Raw genomic sequence first — 11,594 nt, 5'->3', positions numbered from 1 at the left:
ATAAGGCACCACGGCTTTCAACCAGAATAGTTTTAATAAATGACTATAGTGCGCTTTCTAATTGCGGTAACACATCAAATAAATCGGCAACGAGTCCGTAATCTGCAACTTGAAAAATAGGCGCATCAGGGTCTTTGTTAATTGCGACAATCACTTTTGAGTCTTTCATTCCCGCAAGGTGTTGAATAGCACCGCTAATACCCACAGCAATATACAGGTTAGGCGCTACAATTTTACCTGTTTGCCCCACTTGCATATCATTAGGTACAAAGCCTGCATCCACTGCTGCACGCGATGCTCCAATAGCAGCCCCCAGTTTATCTGCAACACCATTTAGTAATGCAAAGTTTTCACCATTTTGCATGCCACGGCCACCCGATATAACTACATCAGCTGCAGTAAGTTCAGGGCGCTCTGACTCAGTTTGTTCAACACTTACAAAACGACTTAACTGTGAAGCAGACACCATTTCTACAGTAGTAACAGGCGCTTGGGCTTGATCACCTTGAAGATCAAAACTACTTGCACGAACAGTAATAACTTTCTTGCTATCAAGTGATTTTACTGTGGCGATAGCATTACCTGCATAAATTGGGCGTTTAAACGTATCGGCATCGATTACAGCAATTATTTCAGATATTTGCGCTACATCTAAAAGCGCTGCAACGCGTGGCATAAAATTTTTGCCCGTGGTAGTGGCGCTTGCCACAATATGACTGTAGTTATCAGCAAGGCTCAATACTAAGTCTGTCATGCTTTCAGCTAGTTGATGCTCATAAACAGCGTTGTCTGCTGTAAGTACCGCATTAACACCTGCAATACTCGCTAGCTTTTCGCTCATAGCGCCTATATTTAAACCTGCAACAAGTACATCTACGTCTAAGCCTAATTTAACAGCGGCGTTAATTGTTTTTGAGGTTTCTGGTTTTAAGGCACCGTTATCGTGCTCTGCAATTACAAGTGTTTTCATTTAAATCACCTTTGCCTCTGTTTTTAATTTTTCTACAAGTTGTGCAACGTCTTCTACAATAATACCGCCACTGCGTTTAGCGGGTTCTTCTACGCTAACAAGCTGAACACGCGGTGTTAGGTCTACGCCTAAAGTATCTGCTGCTATTACATCAAGGGGCTTACGTTTTGCTTTCATTATGTTAGGTAGTGATGCATAACGAGGCTCGTTCAAACGTAAATCTGTCGTAACAATGGCAGGCAATGAAAGGGCTACCGTTTGCAAACCGCCGTCTACTTCACGCGTTACATTTACTTTGCCATCAGCGACAACGACCTTAGAAGCAAACGTACCTTGCCCACGATTAGTCAAGGCTGCAAGCATTTGCCCTGTTTGATTATTATCTGAATCAATCGATTGCTTGCCTAAAATTACAAGCTCAGGTGCTTCTTGCTCTACTATTTTTGCAAGTAATTTAGCAATGTGTAATGACTCTAATTTTTCATCGGTTTCGATGTGAATTGCTTTATCTGCACCCAGTGCAAGCGCTGTACGTAATTGTTCTTGCGACGTTTTAGCGCCAATAGTAACAGCTACCACTTCAGTGGCAGTACCCGCTTCTTTTAAACGGATGGCTTCTTCTATTGCTATCTCACAAAACGGGTTCATCGCCATTTTGACGTTGGCTAAATCTACGTCGCTGTTGTCACTTTTGACACGCGCTTTTACGTTGTAATCTATAACGCGTTTTATTGGTACAAGAACTTTCATAGGAACTCCATAATTATTTAAACCTACAACCTAACGTGTACGTCAACCTATTTATTTTATGAAATCAGACTACTTCCTGTTGACGTAAACGTCAACCTAAAATAACCTTTAACTATTCACAGCCTGTAACGAAAAATTTGCATTGTAATAAATAGGCTGAACACCTTATTCAAATACTGATGCAGTATTGAGTGAGTCCGTCATAAATAAAGAGGTTATTATGGTCGAACGTGAAACCATGGAATTTGATGTAGTTGTTGTAGGCGCTGGACCTGCAGGACTTGCCAGTGCAATAAAACTCGCACAACTTGCACAAGAAAAACAACAAGAATGCATGATTTGTGTTGTTGAAAAAGGCTCTGAAGTGGGTGCACATGTTCTGTCGGGTGCTGTTTTTGAAACCAAAGCTTTAGATGAGTTACTGCCCAAATGGCAAGAGCAAGGCGCACCAGTCACTACAAAAGTAACCAATGATGAAATTTATTGGTTTAATAATGAAGAAAAAGCAACGTCAATCCCCCACTTTGCTACACCTAAAACGTTTCATAATAATGGCAACTATATTGTATCAATGGGTAACGTATGCCGTTGGCTTGCAGAGCAAGCTGAAAGTTTGGGCGTAGAAATATTTCCAGGCTTTAGTGCACATTCACTTATTATTGAAGACGACACTGTAAAAGGCATTATTACAGGAGACATGGGTGTTGATAAAGACGGAAACGAAAAAGACGGTTACATGCCAGGCATGGAACTAAGAGCTAAATACACTATTTTTGCTGAAGGTTGCCGTGGACATTTAGGCAAACAACTTATAAACCAATTTGCGCTTGATGCTGATTCATCGCCTCAACATTACGGTTTAGGTTTTAAGGAAATATGGCAAGTAGATGAATCGAAACACCAAGAAGGAACGGTGGTTCATGGCACGGGTTGGCCGTTAAATGGTGATACAAGTGGTGGTGCATTTATGTATCATAGCGAAAATAATCAGGTCGTTGTTGGCTTAATTGTTGATTTAAATTACGCAAACCCACACTTAAGCCCGTTTGATGAATTTCAGCGAATGAAACATCACCCTGTTTTTAAACAGGTGCTTGAAGGCGGTGAGCGAATTGCTTATGGGGCGCGTGCTATTGCAAAAGGTGGATTGCATTCTTTACCTAAAATGCATTTTCCTGGTGGATTATTAGTTGGCTGTGATGCTGGTACTTTAAATTTTGCAAAAATTAAGGGAAATCACACAGCAATGAAATCAGGTATGGTGGCTGCTGAAGTCATTTTTGAAGCACTTCAAAATGAACAAGCAAATACTGACTTAAAAAATTACCGTATACGATTTGAACAGTCTTGGGCCTATAAAGAACTTTACCAGTCGCGTAACTTTGGCCCGGTAATGCATAAACTAGGTAAGTTTTTAGGGGGTGCATATAACACACTCGATCAGAATGTATTTAATGGTGCTTTACCGTTTACCTTTAAAGACAACGTACCAGACTACTCTACTCTTGTTGATGCTAACATTGCTGAAAAAATACATTACCCCAAGCCTGATGGGTCACTGAGTTTTGACAAACTTTCAAGTGTGTTTTTATCAAATACTAACCATGAAGAGTCTCAACCTTGTCATCTAAAACTTAAAAACGCATCAATACCAATACACGTTAACCTTGTAAAATATGATGAACCCGCACAGCGCTATTGCCCAGCGGGTGTTTATGAAGTGCAAGAAATAGAAGGTAAAAACGAGTTTGTCATTAATGCACAAAACTGTGTGCACTGTAAAACCTGTGACATTAAAGATCCAAGCCAAAACATAACATGGGTTACACCTGAAGGTGCTGGCGGTCCAAATTACCCCAATATGTAGTATCTTTTACATATAAATTATAAACATATCCTAAATTGCAGGGGCTTCGGCCCCTTTTTTGCGCTATGCTGATTAAATAATTAATAAAAAGAGTAAAGTTTATGCCGTCGTCAAATGTTGTTTTTCGTTTTTTAGCAGAGCCCACCGATGTTAATTTTGGAGGAAAAGTGCATGGTGGTGTGGTTATGAAGTGGATTGACCAAGCTGGCTATGCCTGTGCCGCTGGCTGGAGTGGTCATTATTGTGTAACCGTATCGGTGGCGGGTGTTAAATTCAGACGCCCTATTTTGGTTGGGCAAATAGTAGAAGTAGAAGCAAAAATAGCGCATACCGGTAAAACAAGTATGCAAATATTTATACAAGTTCGATGCGGCGACCCAAAAACACAAAACATGGTTGAAACCAACCATTGTGTAATAAGCTTTGTCGCCATGGATGAAACGGGTTACCCCGTTGCAGTGCCAGAGTTTAAAGCGATTACCAATGAAGACATAAAATTAGAAAATTACGCGATTAAGATGAAAGAAATTGCGATAGAAACCGAAAATTTACTTCATCAAGTGTAGTTACGCGTTAGCTAATTTTTGTACTGTAAAAATCACCTAATGCTTTGTAAAAAATACAATTTATTTAAAATCGCTAAGTGTCACTATTTAGCGATTTGTTTAATAAAAAACCTAACCAACCCAAAAACCTAACCCTAAATAACTAGCTCTGCTGGTTTTTTGATCTATTTAATCATTGGCATGTTCACTGCAACTAAGTAATTGAAGTTTGAATAAATCAAACCATATTATTTTTTTAAAGGAGCTATTTAATGATTAAATCACTTTCTCTTTCAGCACTAGCGCTTGCAACGCTTGGTTTTAATTCTGCAGCACAAGCAGATATTTCCGATTTTGATTCTCCGCGTATTTATACCGGTATAGGCTACGGACAATATTCTTTTGAGTTTGAAGACAGTGAAAACGATACTGACTTTGATGATGATGCCCAAATGCTAAAAGGATACATTGGTACACAATTTAATGAGTATTTGAGTGTAGAGCTGGCTTATCAAAATTTTGATGAAGTTAGCGACATTGACAGTAAAGCAGAGATTGATGGTGTGTCATTGGCCGCGCGCTTGGGTATTCCCCTAACTGAAAGCTTTTCTGTGTACGCCAAAGGTGGTTGGTTAGAATGGGATGCTGATATAAAACAAGAACTACCAATTGGAAGCATATCTACATCGCAAGATGGCGGTGATGCATTTTATGGTGCAGGTTTAGAGTTTGCCTTTTCAAGCAATGTACAAATGCGTTTAGAGTACGAACGTTACAAATTAGACGACGATATTGACCCTGATATGGATGTAGCATCTGTATCGTTGCAATACATGTTTTAAACTGTAAACATTATATTTAACAAAGGTAAGCTAAAGCTTACCTTTTTTTCATTAAATATAAACCGCTCAGTCTAAAAGCGCTTTTAAACCACTGGGTCTAAATAAAATTCTTTGTATTAATGCGATAGCATCTAAATACAGGTAGAATAAATCTCTATTCTATTTGTACTTGAGTGACATGAGCGATTACAGCATTTCGGCCGTTGGCCATATACAATCTCCCTATAAACAAAAGTTTGCCATTCCAAGACAGCCGCGTTTAGTGCCTGAAGCTAAAGCCAAACTTATTTTTGCGCCTGACTTTAATCGCGAAGAATTTGTACGCGGCATTGATGAATTTACACACATTTGGTTATTGTTTCGCTTTCATGAAACCGCAGATAAAGGCTACTCAGCCATGGTGCGCCCACCTCGTTTAGGCGGTAATGAACGCAAAGGTGTATTTGCAACCCGCGCTACTTTCAGACCAAACGCCATTGGTATGAGCGCAGTAAAGCTTGAGGGTATAGAATATAAAAATGGCCAACTAAGTTTATTACTTGCCGGAATAGACCTACTTGATGGCACGCCCATCATCGACATAAAGCCCTACTTGCCTTACTCAGATGCCATGCTTGACGCAAGTGCTGGCTTTGCAGATACACGCCCAGAAACACAAATGAGTGTAGAGTTTACCCCCGAGGTGACTTTATTCATTGAGCAGCAAACTCAATACCCTGATTTATTAAACTTTATTAGTAATGTTTTAAAACAAGACCCACGCCCTGCTTACAAAAAACAAAAAGACGGCGAACAGAGCTATGGAATGACTTTGTATAATTATAATATTCGCTGGCACGTTAATGGCGAGCACAACCTAGTAACAAGTATAGAAAAAAGCTAAATAACTCACTTAGCGCTTTTGTGTAAAAGCAACCGCTGGTAAACTTAAGCTCTATTAAAAGAACATATTACTCTATTTCGGAAAAATAATGCGTACCAGTCAATATATACTCGCAACACTTAAAGAAACGCCTTCAGATGCTGAAATTGTATCGCATCAGTTAATGCTTAGAGCCGGTATGATCCGCCGCGTCGCTTCGGGTTTATACACTTGGTTACCCTCTGGTTTACGCGTTTTGCGTAAAGTTGAAAACATTGTTCGTGAAGAAATGGACAAAGCAGGCGCAATAGAAATGCTGATGCCTGTTATTCAACCTGCTGATTTATGGGAAGAGTCGGGTCGTTGGAGCGAATTTGGTCCAGAGCTCATGCGCTTCACAGACCGTCATAATCGTGAATTTGCCCTTGGTCCAACACATGAAGAAGTGATCACTGATTTTGTTCGTAAAGAAGTGAATAGCTACAAGCAGTTACCGCTTACTTTATACCAAGTACAAACTAAAGTACGTGACGAACGACGCCCTCGCTTTGGTGTAATGCGCGCACGTGAATTCACCATGAAAGATGCTTATTCGTTTCATTTGAGCGAAGAATGTTTAAATAATACTTACCAAGCAATGCACAAAGCATACTGTAATATTTTTGAACGTTTAGGCCTAGATTATCGCCCTGTAATTGCCGATACAGGCTCTATTGGTGGTAGTGTATCTCACGAATTCCATGTTTTAGCCGAATCAGGCGAAGACGCTATCGCATTTAGTGATGGTAGCGATTATGCGGCTAACATTGAAAAAGCCGAAGCCCTTGCGCCAACAGAGCCACGTGCTGATGCGACAAAAGAGTTAAAAGCGTTCCCTACTCCAGATGCTAAAACAATTGAAGAGCTTAAAAAGCATTACGGTGTTAAACCACATCGTAGTGTTAAAACTTTAATTGTTTATGGTGCGCCAGATGAAAACGAACAACGCGGTTTAGTTGCCCTTGTTATCCGTGGCGATCACGAGTTAAACGAATTAAAAGCAGAAAAGCACCCGTTAGTTGACTCACCGCTTGAAATGGCAAAAGAAGCAGACATTATTGCTGCAATTGGTGCAAAACCAGGCTCACTGGGCCCTGTAGGATTAACAATGCCAATTATTGTTGACCGCACAGCCAACGTAATGGCTGATTTTGTCGCCGGCGCCAACAAAGACGATGAACACTTTAGTGGTATTAATTGGGACCGTGATGTAACCAACTACGACGTTGCTGATATTCGAAACATCGTAGAAGGCGACCCTAGCCCTTGCGGCCAGGGCACATTACAAATTAAACGTGGTGTTGAAGTAGGCCATATATTTCAACTTGGTACTAAATACTCAGACGCCATGAAAGCAGGCGTATTAAACGAAGATGGCAAAAACCAAGTAATGACCATGGGTTGTTACGGTGTGGGTGTATCGCGTATTGTGGCTGCTGCTATTGAGCAAAACAACGATAAGTACGGTATTATTTGGCCGCAGTCTATTGCGCCATTCGATCTAGCAATTGTACCAATGAACATGCATAAATCTCATCGTATTCCTGATATTGCTAACAACCTTTATCAAGGTTTGAAAGATGCTGGTGTAGATGTATTATTTGACGACCGTAAAGAGCGACCTGGTGTTATGTTTAACGACATGGAACTTGTAGGCGTGCCTTTCACGCTCGTAATTGGCGAGCGTAACCTAGACGAAAATAAAGTAGAACTTAAAAATCGACGCACAGGTGAAAAACTTATGATCGACATAGATACCGCAATCGAAAGCATTAAAGCGGCTATGCAGGCCTAAATACTTACTCGTCATTCAATAACGTTAATATAAAAACCGCTTTTTTAGCGGTTTTTTTTATGGCTGAATTTTGTGTCATATAGCTTTACTAAAAGTGTCGTGTAACTGTCATTTTTTCTCTCTAAAGTAATTTATAGTTAACAAAACTAATGAGGGACACTATGAAAGGCGCTGAACAACAAGCTAAATACCCTGCTATATGGATATCAGATGTTCACCTTGGCTATAAAGATTGTAAAGCTGATTATTTACTCAACTTTCTCAAATCTGTCGACACTGATGTTTTATATTTAGTGGGTGACATTATTGATTTATGGTCAATGAAGCGCCATTTTTATTGGCACCCTTCTCACTATCAAGTACTTAATTGCATTCAACAAAAAGCAGCCAACGGAACACAGGTAATATATATACCGGGAAACCACGACGAAACGTTTAGAAATTATATAAATCAAACCTTGTTAGGCATAGAAGTCCACCAGCAGTATATTCATGTAACTCAAGCCAATAAACGCTTTTTACTTGTCCACGGAGATGATTTTGATAGCGCAACTCGCTATAACAAAATTATTAGCATTGCAGGCGATGCAGGCTACGATTTACTTTTATTTTTAAATCGTTGGAGCAATAAAATAAGAAAGTTGTTTGGGGGTAATTACTGGTCGTTAGCGTCGTGGATAAAAGCACGGGTTCATAAAGCTCGTGAAGCAATAAATGCGTTTGAAGACGCCGCTATTCATGAAGCTAAAAAGCAAAATGTAGATGGTATTATTTGTGGGCATATACACCACCCTAAAATAAAAGTGTGCGACGGCATAGTGTATTGCAACGACGGAGACTGGATAGAAAACTGTACTGCATTAGTAGAACAAGCTGACGGTAAAATAGAACTACTTCACTGGTCAGACACACATGCAATTTTAGACAGCGCCGACATCTCTAACATATCATCGCCACTAATGAGTGATAACACGTCAAAATCCAATAAGTCAGCAGCATAATAACTGCTGACTTTAGTACACGTAATACGTTTTAATCCTTACCTTGATTCTAAAACAAAAAAGCACCACTTAAGTGATGCTTTTTTACAAACTGAAACACTATCTAAATAGTACATCTTCTCGGTTAAACCATTTAACACAAAATGCGAGTAGCGCCCCTGCAATAAGTACGGTTGCTAAAAATATTAGCCCTACAAAGGTGTAGTCAACAGTGCCTTTAATGATGTCTTTAATGGCTAATGCAACGTTAGTGACCGGGATAAATGCGGTTTTAGCTGTCAATTCCATATTTGGCATTATTGAAATAATGATAGGGAAAAACACACCCATACTTAACGGAGCCATATAATTTTGTGCTTCTTTAAACGTTCGCGCATAAATTGAGATAGCTAACGCTAAAGAAGAAAATATGGCAGCCAGTGGAAGTAATAATACAAAAATCATCAGTAAATCAGTTACCGCCAAGGTACTAAAGGCCGTTTTAATAAAGTCTAAGTCTGCAAACGCCAGTGCCACTGCAACCCAACACCCCATACTCACAACCGTAATAGTGGTTGATGCAATAGAGGTAGTCAGTAATGTAATAAACTTACCAAGTACCAGCTCTGTGCGTGTTATGGGTGTAAGTAACAATGTTTCTAATGTTCCGCGTTCTTTTTCACCGGCACCTAAGTCAATTGCTGGGTAAGTAGCTCCCATTAAAACCAATGGGATAAGTAAATAAGGTAAATAGGCACCTATTTTTTCGCCTAAGTTTTCACGTTTATCGGCTGTATCTACTTTCACAACTTCAATAGGGTTAAGAATAGATTTATGCGCAGACTCTTCTATCCCAAAGCTTTTTAACTTTTCGGCTTGTAATACGTCGCTGTATTCTTGCGCTAGCTCTTTGACCCGATCAAATAAAAAGTTTATTGATTTAGCATCGTTAAATACAACTTGCCATTTACTTTGCTCGCCGTTGTCGAGCGTTTTTACGGCATTACTTGGCAAGTAAATACCCATATCTATGTCACCGGCAGTAACACCTGCTTTGAGCTCTTCTATTGTATTAAAGGTTTTACTGCCTTTATAAAGTTCAAAGCTTTTGTGGTAAAACACTTTGTCGGTAAATTCTTGTGCGTATTCGCCGTTAATAATTACGTATGTATTCACTTTTTGATCGGCATCAAGAGCTGCTTGCGTACCAATAAATGCTACAATAGCAAAAATGACTGGAAAAATAAGTACTGGCAATAACACAACAAACATCAGCGTTTTCTTGTCGCGAAGGAGCTCTTTTAATTCCTTTTTATATACTTCAAACATTATGTTTCTCCGTTAATATGTTCATAAACGCTTGGTTTAACTCTTCACTGTTTCCGGCTTGTTTAAACGCTTCAACGGTGCCATCAAAGCAGCTTATGCCTTCGTTAATTACCGCTACGCGGTCACATAACAATGCAACTTCATCTAAATGATGAGTTGAGAAAATAACCGGCGTACCTTGTGCTTTTAAACCTTTGATAAATTCGATCACTGTTTGTGTGGTCATGATGTCTAGACCTGTTGTGGGTTCATCGAGCACAACCACCGCTGGGCGATGAACAACTGCACGGGCTATATTTGCTTTTTGTTTCATACCTGTTGATAAATTTTCAGCACGTTTATCTATAAATTTATGCATATCAAGTAACGTGAAAAGCTCATCACAACGTGAGGCTATATCGCTTTTTTTCATCCCGTGGAGTTTAGCAAAATATTCAATATTTTCTTTTACAGTTAAACGCCCGTATAAACCAGTAGAGCCTGATAAAAAGCCGATAGACTTGCGTCCTAAAAGAGGTTTTTTAACAATGTCGTTGCCAGCAATAGTAATAGAGCCTTCATCGGGCTTTAACGCCGTTGAGATCATTCTTAACGTGGTTGTTTTACCTGCGCCATTAGGGCCTAACAACCCTAATACTTCGCCTTCAGCACAGCGAAAGCTCACGTCTCGGACTGAATGAAAGTAGTCTTTATCTTCACGCGGATCGATATCATCTACTTTATTTTTTTTATGGTCTTTGGTTAGCTTAAAACGTTTTTTAAGCCCGGCAACTTCTATCATGCGCATGTCCTTCGTTTGGGTCTAAAGTAATCCGTATTATTGTAAAATGTGTCGTTTTCATTGTCTTCATGCCAGCCAGGTACACCTAATAATGGTAATGGCGAAAGCTGTGAGTTATCTGCTAAGCAATGATCTACTTTAATCTTCTCATAAAGTACTTGATCAAGGTACTGGTATTGCGTTGCTAAATCTTTACAAAATATTTCATCGGGCACATTTATAAACAATGCTTTTCCTGTAAGCCCAATATAGGGCCGAGTAAGCATTTCGTAATTTGCGTGACCAAACATAAAAGCCTGAATTGACTCTCCCCACTCATGCCGGTGCTCTACAAATGCTTTTTGCCATTGATGATCACGCAGCCAGATTTGCCATTTACTGTTGCTAATGGCAACTACAACACCACATTCATCAAATAGAGTTAGTGCGTTTCGATGTTTTGTGCGCTTAGTTAAACCATATTCGGCAATGTCTTGAACATGACGTTGGTTTATAAGTGATTTGGTTTTAGGAAATAAACACCAAATAAGTCCACCAAATAGGTCGTGCCAATTTTCTGTACGAGTGGGGACTTCACCGGTTTCAAAAATAACTTGTTCGTAGTAGCGATCTGCAAAGTCTATTTTGGCGTCGTCAACAAACTGTATGGGTAAATTATTTTCGTTCGTTGCGTTTAAATAAGGAGTAAACCATTTTGGTGAAGGCCATTGAGTTTGCTCGCTAAGTTTAAACAAGCTGTTTAGGTGATCGAATGCACCCGTTCTTAGGCAATTGGGTTGCCATTGTTCAGGAGGAGTAAAACGCTTCATTATTATAACTTTCTAACTTGTATAG

The 11,594-nt window shown here is 39.6% G+C and carries 11 protein-coding genes; 6 read left to right on the top strand and 5 right to left on the bottom strand.

The features are described 5' to 3' along the window. Nucleotides 1-43 precede the first annotated feature (43 nt). Nucleotides 44-970 (bottom strand): electron transfer flavoprotein subunit alpha/FixB family protein, encoded by a 927-nt coding sequence (locus CWB62_RS10305; protein WP_138527586.1) that lies wholly within the window; start codon nucleotides 968-970, stop codon nucleotides 44-46. Then, on the bottom strand, nucleotides 971-1,720 hold the full coding sequence (locus CWB62_RS10300; RefSeq protein WP_058405589.1) for an electron transfer flavoprotein subunit beta/FixA family protein: 750 nt from the start codon (nucleotides 1,718-1,720) through the stop codon (nucleotides 971-973). Nucleotides 1,721-1,940: 220 nt separating this feature from the next. Between CWB62_RS10300 and CWB62_RS10295 the strand changes: the two genes are divergently transcribed. From CWB62_RS10295 to CWB62_RS10270, 6 genes are all read left to right on the top strand, one after another. After that, the gene (locus CWB62_RS10295; RefSeq protein WP_138527585.1) at nucleotides 1,941-3,587 is read left to right on the top strand and encodes an electron transfer flavoprotein-ubiquinone oxidoreductase; all 1,647 of its coding nucleotides are present in this window, start codon (nucleotides 1,941-1,943) and stop codon (nucleotides 3,585-3,587) included. A 101-nt stretch (nucleotides 3,588-3,688) separates the two neighbouring features. Beyond that, nucleotides 3,689-4,153 carry an acyl-CoA thioesterase gene (locus CWB62_RS10290; protein ID WP_058553217.1) on the top strand — a complete coding sequence of 155 codons (465 nt, stop codon included), beginning with the start codon at nucleotides 3,689-3,691 and terminating at the stop codon, nucleotides 4,151-4,153. A gap of 251 nt (nucleotides 4,154-4,404) precedes the next feature. Further along, nucleotides 4,405-4,974, top strand: coding sequence for an outer membrane beta-barrel protein (locus CWB62_RS10285; RefSeq protein WP_058405586.1), 570 nt, complete (start codon nucleotides 4,405-4,407; stop codon nucleotides 4,972-4,974). 178 nt (nucleotides 4,975-5,152) lie between these two features. Next, nucleotides 5,153-5,857, top strand: coding sequence for a tRNA (N6-threonylcarbamoyladenosine(37)-N6)-methyltransferase TrmO (tsaA, locus tag CWB62_RS10280; protein WP_138527584.1), 705 nt, complete (start codon nucleotides 5,153-5,155; stop codon nucleotides 5,855-5,857). 88 nt (nucleotides 5,858-5,945) lie between these two features. Next, entirely contained in the window at nucleotides 5,946-7,670 is a 1,725-nt protein-coding gene (locus CWB62_RS10275; RefSeq protein WP_138527583.1) for a proline--tRNA ligase, read from the top strand. Between the two features lie 161 nt (nucleotides 7,671-7,831). Continuing rightward, the gene (locus CWB62_RS10270; protein ID WP_138527582.1) at nucleotides 7,832-8,671 is read left to right on the top strand and encodes a UDP-2,3-diacylglucosamine diphosphatase; all 840 of its coding nucleotides are present in this window, start codon (nucleotides 7,832-7,834) and stop codon (nucleotides 8,669-8,671) included. A 99-nt stretch (nucleotides 8,672-8,770) separates the two neighbouring features. On the opposite strand, the gene CWB62_RS10265 is transcribed toward CWB62_RS10270, so the two are convergent. The 3 genes from CWB62_RS10265 to CWB62_RS10255 are packed head-to-tail and all read right to left on the bottom strand — an operon-like array spanning nucleotide 8,771 to nucleotide 11,569. Next, complete coding sequence (locus CWB62_RS10265) at nucleotides 8,771-9,979, bottom strand: ABC transporter permease (protein WP_058405582.1); 1,209 nt, start codon at nucleotides 9,977-9,979, stop codon at nucleotides 8,771-8,773. Then, nucleotides 9,972-10,760 (bottom strand): ABC transporter ATP-binding protein, encoded by a 789-nt coding sequence (locus CWB62_RS10260; RefSeq protein WP_058405581.1) that lies wholly within the window; start codon nucleotides 10,758-10,760, stop codon nucleotides 9,972-9,974. Before CWB62_RS10260 ends, CWB62_RS10265 begins: the two co-directional genes overlap by 8 nt. After that, nucleotides 10,757-11,569: a DUF3025 domain-containing protein gene (locus tag CWB62_RS10255; RefSeq protein WP_058405580.1), complete on the bottom strand. Its 813-nt coding sequence runs from the start codon at nucleotides 11,567-11,569 to the stop codon at nucleotides 10,757-10,759. Before CWB62_RS10255 ends, CWB62_RS10260 begins: the two co-directional genes overlap by 4 nt. Nucleotides 11,570-11,594 lie beyond the last annotated feature (25 nt).

The sequence above is a fragment of the Pseudoalteromonas sp. S408 genome (assembly GCF_005886645.1).
Taxonomy (GTDB): Bacteria; Pseudomonadota; Gammaproteobacteria; order Enterobacterales; family Alteromonadaceae; genus Pseudoalteromonas.
This window is presented reverse-complemented; position numbering and strand designations above follow the sequence as displayed.

What these genes read in the sequence shown, in the direction of transcription:
- CWB62_RS10305 (WP_138527586.1), bottom strand. Translation starts at nt 970, where the DNA reads ATGAAAACACTTGTAATTGCAGAGCACGATAACGGTGCCTTAAAACCA.
- CWB62_RS10300 (WP_058405589.1), bottom strand. Translation starts at nt 1,720, where the DNA reads ATGAAAGTTCTTGTACCAATAAAACGCGTTATAGATTACAACGTAAAA.
- CWB62_RS10295 (WP_138527585.1), top strand. Translation starts at nt 1,941, where the DNA reads ATGGTCGAACGTGAAACCATGGAATTTGATGTAGTTGTTGTAGGCGCT.
- CWB62_RS10290 (WP_058553217.1), top strand. Translation starts at nt 3,689, where the DNA reads ATGCCGTCGTCAAATGTTGTTTTTCGTTTTTTAGCAGAGCCCACCGAT.
- CWB62_RS10285 (WP_058405586.1), top strand. Translation starts at nt 4,405, where the DNA reads ATGATTAAATCACTTTCTCTTTCAGCACTAGCGCTTGCAACGCTTGGT.
- tsaA (WP_138527584.1), top strand. Translation starts at nt 5,153, where the DNA reads ATGAGCGATTACAGCATTTCGGCCGTTGGCCATATACAATCTCCCTAT.
- CWB62_RS10275 (WP_138527583.1), top strand. Translation starts at nt 5,946, where the DNA reads ATGCGTACCAGTCAATATATACTCGCAACACTTAAAGAAACGCCTTCA.
- CWB62_RS10270 (WP_138527582.1), top strand. Translation starts at nt 7,832, where the DNA reads ATGAAAGGCGCTGAACAACAAGCTAAATACCCTGCTATATGGATATCA.
- CWB62_RS10265 (WP_058405582.1), bottom strand. Translation starts at nt 9,979, where the DNA reads ATGTTTGAAGTATATAAAAAGGAATTAAAAGAGCTCCTTCGCGACAAG.
- CWB62_RS10260 (WP_058405581.1), bottom strand. Translation starts at nt 10,760, where the DNA reads ATGATAGAAGTTGCCGGGCTTAAAAAACGTTTTAAGCTAACCAAAGAC.
- CWB62_RS10255 (WP_058405580.1), bottom strand. Translation starts at nt 11,569, where the DNA reads ATGAAGCGTTTTACTCCTCCTGAACAATGGCAACCCAATTGCCTAAGA.